The 17,866-nt window shown below is 75.5% G+C and carries 14 protein-coding genes; 3 read left to right on the forward strand and 11 right to left on the reverse strand.

Going from position 1 to position 17,866, the window contains the following annotated elements:
* Positions 1-23: 23 nt before the first annotated feature.
* Both ADEH_RS05080 and tsaA read right to left on the reverse strand, forming a co-directional pair.
* Positions 24-2,963, reverse strand: coding sequence for an immunoglobulin domain-containing protein (locus tag ADEH_RS05080; protein ID WP_011420050.1), 2,940 nt, complete (start codon positions 2,961-2,963; stop codon positions 24-26).
* 212 nt (positions 2,964-3,175) lie between these two features.
* Positions 3,176-3,592, reverse strand: coding sequence for a tRNA (N6-threonylcarbamoyladenosine(37)-N6)-methyltransferase TrmO (gene tsaA, locus ADEH_RS05085; protein ID WP_011420051.1), 417 nt, complete (start codon positions 3,590-3,592; stop codon positions 3,176-3,178).
* A 144-nt stretch (positions 3,593-3,736) separates the two neighbouring features.
* Here tsaA and ADEH_RS05090 point away from each other — a divergent pair, with 144 nt between their 5' ends.
* Positions 3,737-6,355, forward strand: a complete 2,619-nt coding sequence (locus ADEH_RS05090; RefSeq protein WP_011420052.1) for a carbohydrate binding family 9 domain-containing protein — start codon at positions 3,737-3,739, stop codon at positions 6,353-6,355.
* A 220-nt stretch (positions 6,356-6,575) separates the two neighbouring features.
* Here the strand turns inward: ADEH_RS05090 and ADEH_RS05095 are convergent, their stop codons facing one another.
* Positions 6,576-7,055 (reverse strand): CoA-binding protein, encoded by a 480-nt coding sequence (locus ADEH_RS05095; protein ID WP_011420053.1) that lies wholly within the window; start codon positions 7,053-7,055, stop codon positions 6,576-6,578.
* A 214-nt stretch (positions 7,056-7,269) separates the two neighbouring features.
* On the opposite strand from ADEH_RS05095, the gene ADEH_RS05100 reads away from it, so the two are divergent.
* Positions 7,270-8,211 carry a DUF2199 domain-containing protein gene (locus ADEH_RS05100; RefSeq protein WP_011420054.1) on the forward strand — a complete coding sequence of 314 codons (942 nt, stop codon included), beginning with the start codon at positions 7,270-7,272 and terminating at the stop codon, positions 8,209-8,211.
* A 30-nt stretch (positions 8,212-8,241) separates the two neighbouring features.
* On the opposite strand, the gene ADEH_RS05105 is transcribed toward ADEH_RS05100, so the two are convergent.
* The 4 genes from ADEH_RS05105 to modA form a co-directional block, all read right to left on the reverse strand.
* Positions 8,242-9,435, reverse strand: a complete 1,194-nt coding sequence (locus ADEH_RS05105; RefSeq protein ID WP_011420055.1) for a winged helix-turn-helix domain-containing protein — start codon at positions 9,433-9,435, stop codon at positions 8,242-8,244.
* 63 nt (positions 9,436-9,498) lie between these two features.
* Complete coding sequence (locus ADEH_RS05110) at positions 9,499-10,593, reverse strand: ABC transporter ATP-binding protein (protein ID WP_011420056.1); 1,095 nt, start codon at positions 10,591-10,593, stop codon at positions 9,499-9,501.
* Positions 10,578-11,252, reverse strand: a complete 675-nt coding sequence (gene modB / locus ADEH_RS05115) for a molybdate ABC transporter permease subunit (RefSeq protein ID WP_011420057.1) — start codon at positions 11,250-11,252, stop codon at positions 10,578-10,580. Before modB ends, ADEH_RS05110 begins: the two co-directional genes overlap by 16 nt.
* Before the next feature lie 2 nt (positions 11,253-11,254).
* Positions 11,255-12,037 (reverse strand): molybdate ABC transporter substrate-binding protein, encoded by a 783-nt coding sequence (modA, locus tag ADEH_RS05120; protein WP_011420058.1) that lies wholly within the window; start codon positions 12,035-12,037, stop codon positions 11,255-11,257.
* 129 nt (positions 12,038-12,166) lie between these two features.
* Between modA and ADEH_RS05125 the strand changes: the two genes are divergently transcribed.
* Positions 12,167-13,039: a helix-turn-helix transcriptional regulator gene (locus ADEH_RS05125; RefSeq protein WP_011420059.1), complete on the forward strand. Its 873-nt coding sequence runs from the start codon at positions 12,167-12,169 to the stop codon at positions 13,037-13,039.
* 90 nt (positions 13,040-13,129) lie between these two features.
* On the opposite strand, the gene ADEH_RS05130 is transcribed toward ADEH_RS05125, so the two are convergent.
* The 4 genes from ADEH_RS05130 to ADEH_RS05145 are packed head-to-tail and all read right to left on the reverse strand — an operon-like array spanning position 13,130 to position 17,863.
* Positions 13,130-14,263, reverse strand: a complete 1,134-nt coding sequence (locus tag ADEH_RS05130) for a BMP family ABC transporter substrate-binding protein (protein ID WP_011420060.1) — start codon at positions 14,261-14,263, stop codon at positions 13,130-13,132.
* Positions 14,264-14,322: 59 nt separating this feature from the next.
* On the reverse strand, positions 14,323-15,243 hold the full coding sequence (locus ADEH_RS05135; RefSeq protein WP_011420061.1) for an ABC transporter permease: 921 nt from the start codon (positions 15,241-15,243) through the stop codon (positions 14,323-14,325).
* Positions 15,240-16,328, reverse strand: coding sequence for an ABC transporter permease (locus ADEH_RS05140; protein ID WP_011420062.1), 1,089 nt, complete (start codon positions 16,326-16,328; stop codon positions 15,240-15,242). Before ADEH_RS05140 ends, ADEH_RS05135 begins: the two co-directional genes overlap by 4 nt.
* Positions 16,325-17,863 (reverse strand): ABC transporter ATP-binding protein, encoded by a 1,539-nt coding sequence (locus tag ADEH_RS05145; protein ID WP_011420063.1) that lies wholly within the window; start codon positions 17,861-17,863, stop codon positions 16,325-16,327. The genes ADEH_RS05140 and ADEH_RS05145 overlap by 4 nt, the downstream gene beginning before the upstream one ends.
* Positions 17,864-17,866: the final 3 nt, after the last annotated feature.

Here is a 17,866-nt window from a genome sequence, read left to right on the forward strand (position 1 = left end):
GCGCTCGGGGTGCGACGTCGTGGCTAGGGCGCGTAGTGATAGCCGGCGTCGAGCTGCCCGGTATCGGCCGCACCCGTCGTGCTGGTGGTCCAGTCGCCCGGGAGCAGCTCCGCCGCGAGCCCGGAGCCCGCGTTCACGGCGGGGCTGTCCGCGGGCTGACCCGCGGCCGTCTGGGACAGGTAGTGGTCGCCACGCGGGCCGGCGACGAGGAGCGGGTCCTGCTCGATCCCGGAGCCCTCCGGCGCGATCCACCCTTCCGTGAAGTCCCAGTAGACGTTCCCGGCGGCCTGCAGCGCCGTCGCGCCTCCCTCGTTCCAGATCGGCGGCATGACCTCACCCGTCTGGTGCACGAAGATGCTGTCGCGCACCTCGGCCTGCACGGCGCCGTCCAGCCGGACGCCACCCACCGGCCCCGAGGGATCGAACAGGTTGCCGACGAACGTCGAGCTCCGGACGGACAGCGTCGATCCGGTCATCGCGGTCACCTGGCCGCCCCAGCCGTTGTTCCCGACGAACAGGCAGTTCACGACGCTCGCGCGCGTTCCGTTGAGGTGAACGTCGATGGCCGCGCCGAGGCTGCCGGAGTTCGCGGGGCCTCCACCCTCGGTGTGGTTGCGCAGGAACTCGCTGTTCCGGATGTCCGGGCCGTCCGGGAGGAACCAGGGCGCGTCGGGAAGCGCGAACACCGAGAGGCCGCCGCCGCAGTGGCCGGAGGTGTTCTCGACGACGACCACCCTGTCGAGCGTCGGCGCGGCCCGGAACAGCATGGCGCCCGCGCCGTCGGTGTAGAAGTCGCTCAGCGGGCGGTTCTCCGCACCCTGCGGGATCTCGGGGTGGAGCGGCTCCGGGACGATGCCGTCCTGGAACAGCTCGGTGGGCACGGCGCGGCCGCCGGTGATCGTGAGGTTCTCGACCCGCGTGCTGCGATCGATGCCCTGATCGAAGAGCAGGACGTGCAGGACGCGCTGGCTGCCGTCGAGGACCACCTCGCCCGGGGTCGCGCCCTCGCCGCGCAGCACGACGCCGTTCTTCTCCGGACGGAACACCAGGAACGCCTCGGCGTTCGCGTCGGGGGCGTACGTCCCCGGGTACACGTGGATGGTCGTCCCCGGGGCCGCCGCGTCGATGGCGGCCTGGATGGACTCGCCCGGGTGCACGTCGATGCGCGCCGGATCCGTCTGCACGGTGAGCGTCGCCTCGGCGCTCGTGATCGGCGACGCGGCGGCGGCGCTGGTGGCGACCGCGCGCAGGCGGAGCCCGTCGTCGCCCGCCACGGTGGCCGCGATGGCGTACGTGCTCGAGGTCGCGCCGGGGAGATCGCTCCACGCGACCCCGTCCACCGACGACTGCCACTGGAGGACGGGCGCCGGGCTGCCCTGGAAGTCCACCGTGAACGTGGCGGCCTCGCCGGCGACCACGGTGACGCTGGCGGGCGGCGTGACCAGGTGCAGCCAGCGGACCGTCAGCAGCGCCGGCTGGCTCTCCGCGCGCCCTTCGGCGCTGGTCGCCACGAGCCGGTAGCTGGCGCCGTCGTCGGCCGCCAGGAGCGCGGGCGTGGTGTACGTCCCGGAGGTCGCGCCGGCGACGGGCGTCCAGTCCGCGCTGCCCGGCGCGCGCCGCTCCCACTGCAGCGACGGGGTGGGCGTGCCCGACGCCGTCGCGCCGAACGTGGCCGTCAGGCCCTCGTCGCCGGCCTGGTCCACCGGCTGCGCCACGATCGCGGGCGCGACCCGGCGCTCCTGGACCGTCAGCACCGCCTCGAGGCTCTGCACGGCCGTGGCCGCGTTCACGGCGACGGCACGGACGCGCATGCCGTCGTCGGTCAGCGCGGCCGCCGGGAACGTCCAGCTCGCGCCGCCGGCGCCGGGCACCGCGGCCCAGGCGCCGCCCGGCGGCTGGATCTCCCAGTGGAGCGCCGGGGCCGGGCTGCCGTCGAACGAGGCCGTGAACGTGGCGGCGTCGCCGACCGTCACCGCGACGTCGGCGGGCGAGGACACGAGGTGCAGCCACCGCACCGTGAGCGCGGCGGCCCGGGTGGTGGCGGTCCCCGCCGCGCTGGTCGCGACGAGGCGGTAGCTGGCGCCGAGGTCGCCGGGCGTCAGCGCGGGCGTGGTGTACGAGCCCGAGGTGGCGCCCGGGATCGCGGTCCACGTGGCCGCCCCCGGCGCCTGCCGCTCCCACTGCACCGCCGGCGCGGGCACGCCGGAGACGGTCGCGGCGAAGGTGACCCGCCCGCCCTCGTCGCCGGTCTGGTCGGCCGGCTGCGTGTCGATGGCGGGCGCGATCTGCGTGGCGGCGACGTCGAGCACCGCGTCGGCGCTCGTCACCTCGCCGTACGCGTTCACGGCCACCGCGTGGAAGCGGGCGCCGTCGCCCGACACGGGGCAGGCCGCCAGCACGTAGAGGCCGGACGTGGCGTCGGCGATGTCCGTCCACGCGCCGCCCGCCGGCGCCTGCTCCCAGTGGATCGAGGGCGCCGGGTTCCCCTCGAACACGGCCTCGAACGACACGTCCGAGCCGGCGGTCGTGGTCGCGTCGTGAGGCGACGCGACCAGGTGCAGCCAGGTCACCGAGAGCGAGGCCGCGCGGCTGGTGCGCGAGCCCGCGTCGTTCGTCACGACCACGCGCACCCGGGTGCCGTGATCGGCCGGCGCCAGGGCCGCGGTGGTGTACGTGGCGCTCGTCGCGCCCGGGATCGCCGTCCAGGTGGTGGAGCCCGGGGCCGCGCGCTCCCAGCGAAGCGCGGCGGGCGTGTCGGCGGAGATCGCCGCGGCGAACGTCGCGGCCGCGCCCTCGCGCGCGACCTGATCCGCGGGCTCGGTGACCAGCTCCGGCAGCCGGAGGTCCACCGTGTTCCCGTCGTCGCTCCCGCCGCAAGCGAGCGTGCCCACCAGCACCACCAGGATCGGCGCCCATGCGCGTGCGCTGGCGGCACGAGCGGTGCGCGAAGTGCGACTCGGCATGTGAGGTCCCCCCTCGAACGACTCGCGCCACTGTAGGCAGCGCGCGATCGCCGCGAACAGAGGCGGATCGTCGCGGAGTGCGAGTGCGACAATCCGTGCACCCGCGGGCGCGGCGCGTCACGCGGTGGCGGGCCGGGGGCGAAACGTTGATGCTGCAATCGAAGCGGAGGCGCGGCGGGCGCTTGCGGGCGCGGTCCCGAGGACGCGGGACGTCACGCCAGCACGGGCTTGAGGTCCACCACCGGAGTGCCGTCGATCGCCTCGATGGGGCCGATGCGCAGGCGCCGGCCGTCGATCGCGCGGACGGTGACCGGGTGCAGGCCGAGCGGGTTGGGCCGGTCCGGCGAGCGGGTGGCGAACACGCCCGTCACCGGGTTGCGCCGATCGCCCCGCGGGTGGACGCGGAGCACGGAGCGGTCGCCGCGGTGCAGCCAGGTGACGACCAGGAGCGCGTCGCCGGCGGCGATGCCGTCCAGGCCGTCGGCGGCCCACGGGTACACCTCCAGCCACGCGTCCGGCGCGCCCTCCGAGCCCTGCTTCGGCGCGTCGCCGCGGGCGGTGATCGCCGAGCGGATCACGCCGATGGGACGCAGCAGGGGCGCGTCGGCTCCGGGCGGGGTGACGGTCATGCGCGACCTCCGGCAGCACGCGGCCGTCGCGGCTCGCGTGTTCCCCCTGGATAACGAGCCGGGTCGCCCCGGGCAGCGGCGCGCGCTCTTGTCACGGACGCGGGGGCGAGCCCTCCCAAGGGAGGGGAGCACGGAGGACCCGCCTTGAAGCCGATCGCCGCCGCCATCAGCTGCCTGCTCGCCGCCTCGGCCGCCGCCGCGGAGCCGGGAGCGCCGAGCGCAGACGCCGTGCAGGCCGCGCGGACGCCACGGCCCATCGCGCTCGACGGGCGGCTCGACGACGAGGCGTGGCAGGCCGCGCCGGCGTACTCCCGCTTCGTCGAGAGCTTCCCGACGCCCGGGCTGCCGGCGAGCTTCCGCACCGAGGTCCGCGTCCTGTACGACGACGCCATGCTGTACGTGGGCGTGGTCTGCTTCGACCCGCAGCCCGGCGCCATCGTCCGGCAGCTCGCGCGGCGCGACACCGACACCACCGCGGACCGCGTCGAGGTCGCCATCGACTCGGGCGGGGGCGGGCGCACCGCCTACGTGTTCACGGTGAACGCCGCGGGAGTGCTCCGCGACCAGCTCGTCTACGCCGACGTGAACACCACCGACAGCTGGGACGCGGTGTGGGACGCGGCCGTGGCCCACGACGCGCGCGGCTGGTCGGCCGAGCTCGCCATCCCGCTGCGGCAGCTCCGGTTCTCCTCGGCGCCCGAGCAGGAGTGGGGCTTCGTGGTGCGCCGGTACGTGCCGCGGACGCACCAGGTGTTCGGCACGGTGCTGGTGCCGCGCGAGGCGAACCCGCTCAACCCGGGCAACCTGGTCGTCTCCCGGTTCGGCCGCCTGGAGGGGCTCTCGGAGCTGGACCCGCCGCGCGGCCTCGAGCTCCTCCCGTACCTCGCGGCGCGCGCCACGGTGCGGCCGCAGTACTCCGATCCGGCCCGGCCCGACCCGCGGCTGGTGGACCCGCTCCTCGACGTCGGGCTCGACCTGAGGTCGCCGCTCGGCTCGGGCCTCACGCTCACCGGCGCGATCAACCCCGACTTCGGCCAGGTCGAGAGCGACCAGGTCATCCAGAACCTCCAGAACTCGGAGCCGTTCTTCCCGGAGAAGCGCCCGTTCTTCATGGAGGGGCTCGACGTGTTCGAGCCGGTGGGCAGCGAGTACGGCGTGCAGCAGCAGCTGTTCTACTCGCGCCGGATCGGGCTCGACGCCCCCATCCTCGGCGCGGTCAAGGTCACCGGCAGCGCGCGCCGCGGGCTCGAGCTCGGCGTGCTCAGCTCGGTGGTCATGGGCGCCGGGAACGCGGCGCTCGTGCCGCTCGGCTACGGGAACCCGGATCCGGCCGCGCTCGCGCCGGTGGAGCAGGACCCCGACCGTCGCTTCCGCTTCCGCCTGCGCCAGCCGTTCCGGTTCGGCCCCGAGGACGCGCTCCCGTCGGCGCACCCGGTCAGCACCAACTACTTCGCCGCGGTGGCGCGGCAGCGGCTCGGCGGCGGCGCCACCGCCGGGGCCATGTTCACGGCGGCGACGCCGCTCGAGCCGCGCTGCCGGCGGCGCGAGTTCGCGACCGACGAGGACTACCGGGCGGCCGGGTGCGCGTCGCGCGGCTCCAACGCGCTCGGCCTCGACCTCACCGTGCCGGGCGAGTGGGGTGGCTTCGCGCAGGTGGAGGCCTCGCAGGCGGTGGGCGGCCCGGAGGGCGGGCGCCGCCTCCGCGACGGGACGGTGCTGCGCGCGGGCGACCTCGGCTTCGGCGGCCACATGCGATGGGGCAAGCTCGGCGGCGAGCCCTGGCGCTTCGAGGTGCAGTACCTCTACGAGGACGCGAAGCTCGACCTGAACGACGTCGGGTACCAGCCGCTCTCGGACTTCCAGTGGGTGGACCTCGTCGGGCGTTACGTCCGGCCCAACGGCTTCGGGCCGTTCCACTCGTTCAGCGCGGACACGACCCTGGACGTCAACTGGGACGCCGACGGGAGGATGGCCCGGAGCCTGAACTGGTGGACCTCGACGAAGCTGCAGCTCCCCGGCTACGAGGAGCTCCGGGTGCGCCTCAACGTCGAGCACCCGCAGTGGGACACGCGCGAGATCGCCGGCTCGGGCATCGCGTTCGAGCGCACCGGCCACTGGTACGTCACCGCGAGCCTGGCGTCCGACCCGCACCGCGAGCTGCAGGGCAAGGTCGAGGTCGTGTACTTCCGGACCATGGACGAGGGCCCGTTCGGCCCGTCGAGCGGCTGGTCCGGCTCGCTCACCGGGACCTGGCGGCCGCACCCGCGGCTCGAGACGAAGCTCGAGGCGAGCTACGAGCACAAGCCGCAGGGGCCGCGCTGGCTGGAGACGCTCGCCGATGGCACCGCGGTGTTCGGGGTCCAGGATCCGCGGTTCGTGTCGGTGACGCTGCGGCAGCAGCTCGTGTTCACCCCGCGGCTGAGCGCCCAGCTCTACGCGCAGGCGTTCAGCTCGGCCATCCAGTGGGGCGACACGTTCTACGGCGCGTCGGTGACCGGCCGCAGGCGCGTGTCCTGGGCCGACCTCGCGCCGGTCCCGTACGCGGGCGATCCGGCCGCGCACGACGCGACCGTGAACCTGAACGCCGTGATCCGGTGGGAGTATCGCCTCGGCTCGACGCTGTACGCGGTCTACACGCGCTCGCAGAGCGAGCTGCCCGCGCGCGACGGGGACGTGCCGAGCGGCCTCGGCTCGCCCGACCTGTTCCGCGGCCGGGCGGTGGACACGTTCCTCGTGAAGTGGAGCTGGTGGCGGGGCGGGTGAGCGCCGGCGCGAAGGGGCGGCGGCATCCGGCCGCAACCCTTCGCAGGCGTGGACGCGGGCGGGACACGGACGCACCGTCCAGGCGTGTCGCCCGCGACGGGCAGACCCGAAGCGAGCGGCCTGGCCGGCGTCCCTCCCCCCCGGGTCCGCCGGCCTTTTCGCGTCCGCGGCGGGCGCCGCGCTGGCGGCTCGCCGGGGCCGCCGACGTCGGCCCCTGCGATCAGGCCGGCGACGGCGCGTGCTCGTGCCCGAGGTGGCGCCGGAAGAACCCGTGGAACCGGTGCGGGAACGAGGCGCCGGTCAGGACCATGAACGGGCAGAGGTCGTGGACGGGCTCGACGCCGCTGGCGCGGCACAGGGCCAGCGCGCCCGGGGTGGCCGAGCCGGCGCCGGCGCCGCGGTGCAGCCAGATCCGCCGGATGCCGGCGCGGAGCGCGTCGGCGACCACGGCCTCGGTCGCGGAGCGCGGGGTGACGACGATGGCGGCCTCGACGGGCGGCTCGACGTCGGCGAGCGACGCGAAGGCGAGGCGGCCGTCCACCTCGGCGAGCGCCGGGTTCACCGGGACGACGTCGTAGCCGCGGGCCACGAGCTCGCGGAACAGGTAGCGGCTGAAGTCCTTCTCGTCGCGCGACACGCCGGCGACGGCGATGCGGCGCGCGGCGAGGAGCTCGCGGGCACGATCGATGGGGAGCGTCATGGCGGTCCTCCTGGCGCCTGTCTACACCCGGGGCGCGTGCGACGGACCCCCGGATTCTCGGGGACGCCCGATGGATCGGCGCCGCCGCACGCCGAGGGAGGATGCGCCGGCCTGGCCGCCCGGGACCGCATGGGAGGTTTCGCGGAAGGTGACGGACCGCCCGGCTAGAGTTGCGGGCGTGCGAGGGCGCGGGTCGCGCCCGGCGGGAGGAGCGATGGGGCGTGGGCGCTGCGACCAGTGCGGAGAGGAGCACGAGGAGCTCGAGCCCGCCTTCCGCCGGCCGGACGCGGTGTTCGCGGTGCCCGAGGAGGAGCGGGCCGACCGGGTGCGCGAGTCGGACGACCTCGCCTCCATCGACGGCGAGGCGTTCTTCATCCGCTGCGTGGCGCCGATCCCGGTGCGCGGGCGCGAGGAGCCGTATCGCTGGGGCTTCTGGGTGAAGGTCGCGCGGGACGACTTCGAGGCGTACCGGCGGACCTTCGACGGCGGCGCGCCCCCCGACCACCCCGGGTTCCGGGGCACGCTCGCGAACCAGTCGCACGTCCTCCCGCCCACGCTCGGGCTCGAGGTGCACGTCCACCTCGGCCGAGGCCGGCAGCGGCCCAGCCTCATGCTGCTGGACGGCTCGCACGTCCTCACGCGGGCGCAGGAGATCGGCGTCGTGCCCGCCGTGATCCGCGCCTGGTCGGAGCAGTGCGCCCACGGCACGCTCGCGGCGCCGCCGGACGCGTCGGAGCCCGAGCGCGCGGCCACGCTGGAGGAGGAGGGCTGGAGGTTGCTCCGTCCCGGCGAGGTGGGGCGCGAGGCCGAGGCGCTCGCGGCGCCGCCCGCGCCGGGCGACCTCGTGAAGGCGTCGTTCGCGTTCGTCGCCGCGGGGCCGCACGGCGAGCTCACCGAGCGGACCGAGCACATGTGGGTGCAGCTCGACGCGGTGCGCGAGGACGGCTGGTGGGGCGGAGCGCTCGACGACCAGCCGTTCGTCCCGGGGCCGCTCGCGGCCGGCACGCGCGTCTGGCTGCGCGCCGAGCACGTGCTCGCGTTCCGCTCCGGCGCGCCGGGCGCCCCGGGCGCGCGCGCCGGCGGCGGGGATCCGGCGCCGGCGAGGCGGGTCAGCAGCCTCCGCCGCTGGCTCCGCCGGGTGCGCGGCGACGCCTGAGCGCGGCGGCGCGTTCCCCGCGGTCGCCATTCACGGACGGTTCACCCGGAACCCTCGCGGCAGGACCACGCGCCTCGCGCCGCAGGCGGCCGCGTGGCGCTCCAGGCAGGCGAGGAGATCGGCGCGATCGAGCGCGGCGCCCCGCTCCACCCACACCGCCCGGACGCGGAGCGCGCCGTCCCGCACCGCGCCGTCGAGCCGGCCCACCAGCGCGTCGCCCTGGAGCAGCGGGCACACGTACCAGCCGAAGCGCCGCAGGTGCGCGGGCCGGTAGACCTCCCAGGTGTAGTCGAAGCCGAACGCGGCGCGGACGAGGCCGCGGTCCCAGAGCAGCGGGTCGAGCGGGCCGAGCAGGCGGACGCGGCCGTCGGGCGGCGGGTGGCGGCGGCCAGCGAAGCCGCGCGGCGCGAGGAACGTCCGCCGCGACCCGGCGACCTGGACGGCCTCCACCGCGCCCTCGGACACGAGCGCCTCCGGGAGGCGCGCGCGGCGCGCCGGCTCCAGCATCGACCAGGTGGCGCCGCCGGCGGTGGAGAGGAGGCCGGCGGCCTCCACCCGCTCGACCACCGCCCAGCGGTGGAACGCCTCGGCGCGGCGCGCCCGCGACCGGCCGCGCGGGTGGACGCGCGCCCCGGCCGCGCCGGGCAGGGCGCGCTCCGGGACGTCGTAGACCTTGCCGCGCGCGGAGCGCCCGCACACCACCACCTCGCAGCGCGTCTGCAGGACCTCGAGCGCCATCTTCGCGGCGCGCGGCGTGCCCTTCCAGCCGCTCCAGTCGAGCCGCTCCACCGGCCCGTGGTCGGTGAGGTCGTCCGCGGCGACGGGGCCGCGGGCCCGGACCTCGTCGAGGACCTTCTCCACCACGCCCGGCGGCAGGCGCCGCAGCCGCTCGGCGTGCGACCACCACGGCGCCTCGATCGCGAGCTCGGCGCGATACCAAGGGAACGCGCCCGCGGGCAGCAGGCACCGCTCCTTGGCGAAGTGCTCGAACGCGTGGCCGGGGAGGAGGTGCCGGTACACGTCGCCCTTGGCGATGCCGTCCACGCGCGCCAGCGCCACCAGGTCCGCGTTCGTCCCGAGCGGATCGAGCGGGTCGAGCTGGATGCAGCGGAGGCGCTCGAGCAGCGCGCGGACGCCGTCCGGGCCGGGCGGGAGCTCCGGTGCGCGGAGCAGGTGGTGGCCGACGAGGAAGGCGCGGGCTTCCGAGGGCGTGAGGGTCGTCATCCGGGTCGCCGCATCCTGGACCTCGGGTATGACGCGCGCCGGGCGGAGGCGCGAGGCGATCGCTCAGGCCCGCCGGGGGACGAGCCGGACGCTGGGCGCCTTCACCATCGCGGTGACCTCGCGGCCGGCGACGAGGCCGAGCCGCTCGGCGCTGGCGCGGGTGACGAGCGCGACCAGCCGGACGCCGACGTCCACCGTGATCCGGACGAGCGGGCCCTCGTCGCGGCGCGCCGCCACCACGCCCGCGAGCCGGTTTCGCGCGGAGGTGGCGTGCTCGCCGTCGTGCGGCTCGAGCACCACGTCCTCGGCCCGGACGCAGGCATACGCCTCGTCCTCCAGGCCGCCGGGGTCGAGGGCGACGAGCTCGGCGGCGCCGGCGCGCACCACGACGAGGCCATCGTGGCGGCGGAGGAGGCGCGACGGGAACACGTTCTCCGTCCCGACCACCCGCGCCACCTCCGCGTCCACCGGGGCCGAGAACACCTCGTGGACCGGGCCGACCTGGCGGACGGTGCCGTCGAGGAGCACCGCGAGCCGGTCGCCGAGCGCGAGCGCCTCGGTGCGGTCGTGGGTCACGACCACGGCGGGCACGCCGGACGACTCGAGCAGGTGGCGGAGCTCGCCGCGCAGCGCCTCGCGGGCCGGCGCGTCGAGCGCCGAGAGCGGCTCGTCGAGGAGCAGCAGGCGCGGCCGCGGCGCGAGCGCGCGGGCGAGCGCCACCCGCTGGCGCTGGCCGCCGGAGAGCTGCCCGGGGCGGCGCGGCAGCAGCTCCCGGATCCCGAACCGTTCCGCGACCTCGGCCACGCGCGCCTCCCGCGCCGCGCGCGGCAGGCGGTGGAGGCCGTACCCGACGTTCGCCGCGACCGAGAGGTGCGGGAACAGCGCGTGGTCCTGGAACAGCAGCCCGATCCCGCGCGCCTGGGGCGGGACGAACACCCGCCGGCCCGCGTCGAACCAGGTCTCGCGCTCGAACGAGATGGCGCCGGCGTCGGGCCGGTCGAGCCCGGCGAGCGCGCGCAAGACCGTCGTCTTGCCCGATCCCGAGGGTCCGAACAGCACCGTGACGGCCTCGCGCCCGAGCGGCCAGCTCGCCCGCGCCCGGATGGTGGGGCCGCGCGGGAACCGCCGGACGACGTCGAAGGTCAGCGCTCGTTCCATCGGAAGGCCGGGCGGCGCTGGAGCGCGTAGACGAGCGTGAGCACGCCGAAGGAGATCGCGAGCAGGAGGCCCGCGGTGCGGTGGGCGGCGGCGTACTCGAGCGCCTCGACGTGGTCGAAGATGGCGACCGCCAGCGTGCGCGTCCTGCCCGGGATGTTGCCGCCCACCATGAGGACGACGCCGAACTCGCCCAGCGTGTGCGCGAAGCTCAGCACCGCGCCCGCGATCACGCCCGGCCAGGCGAGCGGCAGGGTCACGCGCAGGAACGTCCCGAGGCGCGAGACGCCGAGCGTGTGCGAGGCCTCGACGAGCCGGCGGTCCACGCCCGCCAGCGCCGCGGCGAACGGCTGGACCGCGAACGGGAGGCTGTAGAGCACGGACGCGACGAGCAGCCCGGCGAAGGAGAACGGGAACGGGTGGCCGGCGACGGCCTCGAAGACCCGGCCGGCCGGGCTCCGCGGGCCGAGCCCGGTGAGCAGGTAGAACCCGAGCACGGTGGGCGGGAGCACGAGCGGGAGCGCCACCACCGCCTCCACCAGCACCTTCCCGCGGAAGCGGCTCACCGTGAGCCACCAGGCGAGCGGCAGCCCCACCGCGAGCAGGACGACCGTGGTGAGCCCGGCGAGCTTCAGCGAGAGCGCGAGCGCGGCGGCGTCCATGGCTAGGGGAGCCCGTACCCGTACCGCGCGAGGATGGCGCGGCCCCTCGGGCCGGTCAGGAACGCGAGGAAGGCGCGCGCGAGCGCGGGGTCGCGGGCCGTCCGGAGGACGATGCCGGACTGCTCGATCCTGGGGTAGAGCGCCTCGGGCACGGGCACCGCCTTGCCGCCCGCGAGCGCCTTCCCGAGCGTGAGCGAGTACGGCAGGAACGCCACGTCGGCGGCGCCGGTGGTGGCGAACTGCGCCGCCTGCCCGGCGCTGGTGCCGAGGACCAGCCGCGATCGCACCGCGTCCCAGACGCCCGCCGCCCGCAGCGCGCGCTCGGTGGCGCGGCCGAACGGGGCGAGCGCGGGGTTGGCGATCGCGATCCGCCGGACCCCGGGGTCGGTCAGCGCCGCGAGCCCGCGCCGCTCGAGCGGCACCGCCGAGCCGGGCGGGAGCCACGCCACCAGCCTCCCGAACGCGTAGACCTGCTCGTCCGCGGCGGCGCCCAGCCCCGCGGCGATCACCTTGGCCGGGTAGTCGCGGTCCGCCGAGAGGAACACGTCGAACGGCGCGCCGTTCCGGATCTGCGCGAAGAACGCGCCGGACGCGCCGAACGTGAGCGCCACCCGCACCCCGGGGCGCTCCGCCTCGAACGCCAGCTTCAGCTCCTCGGCGGCGTCCTTCAGGTTCGCCGCGGCGGCGACCGAGAGCGTGGCCACGGGCTGCTGCGCGCGGGCGCACGCGGGCGCGGCCGCGAGGAGCGCCGGGAGCGCGACGGCGAGCAGGCTGCGGTGGATCACGGCAGGGCTCCAGGTGGGACGTACGGGTAACAACGAGGAACCCTATACTCCGCACAAGCTGCATACGGCAACCAGCGTCCGCCAGCGCGGCTCGCCAGGCGCCGCCGCGGCCGCTATAGTCGGACACCCATGCCCGACCAGCTGCTCACGACCGCGGAGGTCGCCGAGATCCTCCGGGTCCACCCGAAGCACGTGTACCGGCTGCTGAAGCGCGGGCTCCCCGCCCGCCGGGTCGGCGCCGAGTGGCGCTTCTCGCGCGAGGACGTGCTGGCCTGGTCGGGCGGCGGGACCGCCGAGGCGCGGACCGGGGCGCCCGCGCCCGCCGCCCAGGGCGCGGTGGACGCGGCCCCGGCGCTGGTCGCCGCGAACGGCGACGTGGCCGTGCTCTCGCTGCTGGCCCTCGCCGCGGCCGAGGGGCCGCCGCTCCTCGGCTTCGTGCAGGCCGACATGGCCGAGGCCGCCGACCTGCTGCGGCGCCGCGCGGTGCTCGCCGCGGGCGCGCACGCCGGCGGGTTCCCGAGCCACGTCGGCGACGACCGCGTGGCGCGCATCCACCTCGTCACGCGCGAGATCGGGCTCGTCCACCCGCCGGGCCGGCCGGTGACGCTGGAGGAGCTGCCCCGCCGGCGCCTCGCGTCCCGCCCCGGGAGCGCCGGCGTCCGCAGGCACCTCGACGAGGCGCTCCGCGCCCGGAAGCTCGACCCGGCGCGCGCGCACCGCAAGGCGCTCCTGCTCCGCTCGCACCTCGAGGTGGCGCTGGCCGTGGCGGCGGGGCGCGCCGACGTGGGGCTCTGCTCGCGCGCGTGGGGCGAGCGCGCCGGGCTCGCGTTCCTGCCGATCGCCACCGAGCCGTACGGGCTCATCGTGAAGGCGCGCGACCTCGGCGACGCGCGCGTGGTCCGCCTGTGCGAGGTGGCGCAGGGCAGGGCGTTCCGCGCCGACGCCGGCGCCGTCCCGGGCTACGACGTCGAGGGCGCGGGCGACATCCGCTACGACGCGTGAGCGTCGCGCCGGCGGACGTGCGCGCGCCGGAAAGGGAACGGCCGCGACCGGCGGAGCCGATCGCGGCCGTGGCGCGCCTCGCGGCGGAGGCTAGTTGCCGGAGGGGACCTTCCCCTCGACGCCCTTCACGTAGAAGTTGATGGCGCCCTTCCACGCGTCGTCGGCGACGGCGTCCTTCGCGAGGACCTCCTTGCCGGCGTTGTCCACGAGCGGGCCCTTGAACACGGCGACCGCGCCGGTCTTCAGCCCCTCGCGCGCGGTCTCGAGCGCCTGCTGCACGTCGGCCGGCAGGAAGGAGGCGGGCTTGACGAAGTCGATCATGCCCTCCTTCACGCCCCACTTCGTCACCTCGGTCTTCCAGGTGGCGTCGCTCGCCTCGCGGAACGACTTCTCGTAGTAGCCGGCCCAGTTCAGCGCGACCGAGCCGAGGTGCGCCTTGGGCGCGAACGCGCTCATGTCGCTGTCCCAGCCGAAGCCGAGCTTGCCGTTGCGCTCGGCGGCCTGCAGGACGGCGGTCGAGTCGGTGTTCTGCAGCAGCACGTCGGCGCCCTGGTTCAGCAGCGACTGGGCGGCCTCGGTCTCCTTGGGCGGGTCGAACCAGGAGTTCACCCACACCACCCGCGTCTTCACCTTCGGGTTCACGCTCTGCGCGCCCAGGGTGTACGCGTTGATGTTGCGGAGCACCTCGGGGATCGGGAACGAGCCGACGAAGCCGAGGGTGTTGGTCTTCGTCATCTTGCCCGCCACCACGCCGGCGAGGTAGGCGCCCTCGTAGAACTTGGCCTCGTAGACGCGCAGGTTGTCCGAGGTCTTGTAGCCCGTGGCGTGCTCGAAGCGCACCTCCGGGTTGTCCTTCGCCACCTTCACGATCGACTCCATGAAGCCGAACGAGGTGGCGAACACGAGCTTGTTGCCCTGCGCGACGAGGTCGCGGAGCACGCGCTCGGCGTCGGGGCCCTCGGGGACCTTCTCGACGAAGATGGTGGTGACCTTGTCCGCGCCGAACTTCTCGACGGCGGTGCGGCGGCCGAGGTCGTGCGAGTAGCTCCAGCCGGCGTCGCCGACCGGGCCGACGTAGATGAAGGCGGCCTTGAGCGGCTCGGGCTTGGCCGGCGCGGGCGCGGCGGCGGGCGCGGGCGGCGCCTCCTTCTTGGAGCAGGCGGCGAGCGTCGCGCCGAGCAGCAGCGCGCCGAGCGCGATCCGGCGGGTGAACGAGCGATTCATGGTGTCGATCTCCCCCTGTGTCAGGGTCTGGATGACTGCGGGTGCTTCGGGGTGCGGCTTCAGGCGCCGGGGAAGAACGGCTTCCCCAGCGAGGCGGGCATGTTGAGCCGGATCCACAGCGGGTTCCGGGAGATGATCGCGAGGACCACGATGGTCGAGACGTAGGGCAGCATCGCCATGAACTGGCTCGGGACGTGGACGCCCCGCGCCTGGAGGTGGAGCTGGAGCATGGTGACGCCGCCGAAGAGGTACGCGCCGAGCAGGATGCGCCCCGGCCGCCAGGTGGCGAACACCGTGAGCGCCAGCGCGATCCACCCGCGCCCGGCCACCATGCCCTCCACCCACAGCGGCGTGTAGACGACCGACAGGTACGCGCCGGCGATCCCGCAGAGCGCGCCGCCGGTCACCACCGCGGCGAACCGGATGCGCCGGACGCCGTAGCCCAGCGCGTGCGCCGACTGCGGCGACTCGCCGATGGCGCGCAGGAGGAGGCCGGCGCGCGTGCGGTAGAGGAACCAGGCCGCGGCCGCGACGAGCGCGATCGCGAGGTAGACCACCGGGTGGTGCCGGAACAGCGCCGGCCCCAGGAACGGCACGTCGGCGAGGAAGGGCACGCGGTGCGGCGGCTGCTCGCCGAGCTGCTTGCCCACGTACCCGATGCCCACGAACGCCGAGAAGCCCGAGCCGAACAGGCTCACCGCGAGGCCGGTCGCGTACTGGTTGGTGTTGAGCCACACCACCAGCCAGCCGAACACCGCGGCCACCGCCGCGCCGCCGGCCGCGCCCGCCACGAAGCCGAACCACTCGCTCCCGCCGTCGTGGGCGGCGGCGAACCCGGCCACCGCGGAGACGAGCAGCATGCCCTCGGCGCCGAGGTTGACCACGCCGGCGCGCTCGTTGAGCAGCAGCCCGAGGCCGGCGATGGCGAGCGGCGTCCCGGCCGCGAGCGTCGCGGCGATGAGCAGGGCGAGCTCGTTCACGGCGCGGTCCTCCGGCTCCAGCCGACCAGCCGGAGCCGGTGGTGGATGAGCGTGTCGCAGGCGAGCAGCGAGAGCAGCAGGATGCCCTGGAAGACGCCGCTCACGGACGCCGGCAGCCCGACGCGCGACTGCGCGAGCTGCCCGCCGATGACGAGCGCCGAGAGCACCACGCTCCCGAGCAGCGCGCCGATGGGGTGGAGCCGGCCCACGAACGCGACGATGACCGCGGTGAACCCGTACCCGCTCGCCACGTGCGGCGTGAGCTGGCCCATGGGCCCGACCGCCTCGAACGCGCCGGCGATCCCGGCGAGCGCGCCGGAGAGGAGGAGCGTCGTCCAGATCGCGGAGCTCGCCGAGAAGCCGGCGTAGCGCGCCGCGGCCGGCGCGGGGCCGCCGATCTGGAGCCGCACGCCGCGGTAGGTCCGGAACATGAACAGCCACATGAGGACCGCCGCGACCAGCGCGAAGACGAAGCCCCAGTGCAGCCGCAGGCCGGGCACGATGCGGGGGAGCTCGGTGGACGCCGAGAAGTTGACCGTCTGCGGGAAGTTGAAGCCGCGCGGGTCCTTCCACGGCCCGAACACGAGCCAGGAGAGCAGCAGGTCGGCGACGTACACCAGCATCAGGCTGACCAGGATCTCGTTCGCGTGGAACCGGTCCCGGAGCAGCGCCACGATCCCGGCCCAGGCGGCGCCGCCGGCCGCGCCGGCCAGCACCACCAGCGGGAAGAACGCCCAGGGCGAGAGCGCGAGCTGCGCGTTCGTCACCCACAGCGCCAGCCCGCCCCCGGTGATGGCGCCCATCAGGAACTGCCCCTCGGCGCCGATGTTCCACACGTTGGCGCGGAAGCAGAGGCCGAGGCCGAGCGCGCACAGGATGAGCGGCGTGCACTTCAGCCCGAGCTCGGTGAGCGCGCGCGCGCCGTTGAACGGCTCGAACAGGAACATCGAGAGGACGCGCCCCGGCTCCTTGCCGAGCGCGAGGAACAGCAGGCCGCCCAGCGTGACCGTCACGGTCAGCGCGATGACCGGCGACAGCACGCTCATCGCGAGCGACGGGGTGGGGCGGACGTCGAGGCGGATCACGCGGGGCCTCCGGCGACGGCCTCGGGGCGGCCCGGACCGCCCGCCCAGAGCCCGCTCATCCACTCCCCGATGCGCTCGACGGTGGCGTCGGCGGCGGGGAGGGGCGGCGAGAGGCGGCCCTTCGCGATGACGTGGAGCCGGTCGGCGAGCGCGAACAGCTCCTCGAGCTCCTCGGAGACCACCAGCACCGCCGCGCCCGCGTCGCGCAGGCGGAGCAGCTCGGCGTGGATCTGCGCGGCCGCGCCGACGTCCACGCCCCAGGTCGGCTGCGCGACCACGAGCACCTTCGGCACCGCGTCGAGCTCTCGCCCCACGATGTACTTCTGGAGGTTGCCGCCGGACAGGCTCCGCGCCACCGCGCCCGGGCCGGCGGCCTTGACCCAGTAGCGCCGCAGCACGCCCGAGGCCTGGTCGCGGAGCGCGGCGCGGTCGATCCAGCCGAACGCGCGCAGCGCCTCCTGGCGGGTGAGGAGCATGTTGGTGGCGAGCGACAGCGAGGGCACCGCCCCGCGGCCGAGCCGCTCCTCCGGGACGAAGTGCAGCCCGCGGCGCCGGCGCCCGGCCGCGCCGGTCCGGCCGATGGGTTCGCCGAACAGCCGGATGGCGGCCGCGTCCGCGCGCGGATCCTCGCCGGAGAGCGCGGCGAGCAGCTCCTGCTGGCCGTTGCCGGACACGCCGGCGATCCCGACGATCTCGCCGGCGTGGATCTCGAGCGACACGTCGTCGAGCGGCACGCCGAACCGGTCGTGGCAGGGGAGGGCGAGCCGCTCGACGGAGAGCGCCACCGGGCCGAGCTTCGCGGCGCGGCGCTCGAGCCGCGGCGGCTCGGCGCCGATCATCATGCGCGAGAGGCTGGCGGTGGTCTCCCGCGCGGGATCGCAGGTGGCGACCACGCGGCCGCCGCGCAGCACCGTGCACGCGTGGCACAGCTCCAGGATCTCGTCGAGCTTGTGGCTGATGTAGAGGATCGAGCAGCCGCTCGCGGCGACCTGGCGCAGCGTCTCGAACAGCTTGTCCACCGCCTGCGGCGTGAGCACCGCGGTCGGCTCGTCGAGGATGAGGAGCCGCGGGTCGGCGAGGAGCGCGCGGACGATCTCGACGCGCTGCCGCTCGCCCACCGACAGCACGTGCACCGGGCGGAGCGGGTCCACGTCGAGGCCGTACTCCGCGGCCTTGGCGCGGATCCGCTCGGTGACGTCGCGCAGCGCCACCTTGCGCGAGAGCCCGAGCCACACGTTCTCGGCGACCGTGAGCGAGTCGAACAGCGAGAAGTGCTGGAACACCATCGCGATGCCCAGCGCGCGCGCGTCGTGCGGCGTGCGCACCTCGGCCGGGTTCCCGTCCCAGAGGATCTCGCCGGCGTCGGGGGCCACCGCGCCGTAGACCACCTTCATCAGCGTGGACTTGCCGGCGCCGTTCTCGCCCAGGACGGCGTGGATCTCCCCCGGCGCGACGGTGAGCGCCACGTCGTCGTTCGCGACGACGTCCCCGTAGCGCTTCGTGACGTGCCTCAGCTCGAGGCGCGGAACGCTCACGTG

This window comes from Anaeromyxobacter dehalogenans 2CP-C (genome assembly GCF_000013385.1).
In the GTDB taxonomy this organism is placed as follows: Bacteria; Myxococcota; Myxococcia; order Myxococcales; family Anaeromyxobacteraceae; genus Anaeromyxobacter; species Anaeromyxobacter dehalogenans_B.

What these genes read in the sequence shown, in the direction of transcription:
- ADEH_RS05080 (WP_011420050.1), bottom strand. Translation starts at nt 2,963, where the DNA reads ATGCCGAGTCGCACTTCGCGCACCGCTCGTGCCGCCAGCGCACGCGCA.
- tsaA (WP_011420051.1), bottom strand. Translation starts at nt 3,592, where the DNA reads ATGACCGTCACCCCGCCCGGAGCCGACGCGCCCCTGCTGCGTCCCATC.
- ADEH_RS05095 (WP_011420053.1), bottom strand. Translation starts at nt 7,055, where the DNA reads ATGACGCTCCCCATCGATCGTGCCCGCGAGCTCCTCGCCGCGCGCCGC.
- ADEH_RS05100 (WP_011420054.1), top strand. Translation starts at nt 7,270, where the DNA reads ATGGGGCGTGGGCGCTGCGACCAGTGCGGAGAGGAGCACGAGGAGCTC.
- ADEH_RS05105 (WP_011420055.1), bottom strand. Translation starts at nt 9,435, where the DNA reads ATGACGACCCTCACGCCCTCGGAAGCCCGCGCCTTCCTCGTCGGCCAC.
- ADEH_RS05110 (WP_011420056.1), bottom strand. Translation starts at nt 10,593, where the DNA reads ATGGAACGAGCGCTGACCTTCGACGTCGTCCGGCGGTTCCCGCGCGGC.
- modB (WP_011420057.1), bottom strand. Translation starts at nt 11,252, where the DNA reads ATGGACGCCGCCGCGCTCGCGCTCTCGCTGAAGCTCGCCGGGCTCACC.
- ADEH_RS05125 (WP_011420059.1), top strand. Translation starts at nt 12,167, where the DNA reads ATGCCCGACCAGCTGCTCACGACCGCGGAGGTCGCCGAGATCCTCCGG.
- ADEH_RS05130 (WP_011420060.1), bottom strand. Translation starts at nt 14,263, where the DNA reads ATGAATCGCTCGTTCACCCGCCGGATCGCGCTCGGCGCGCTGCTGCTC.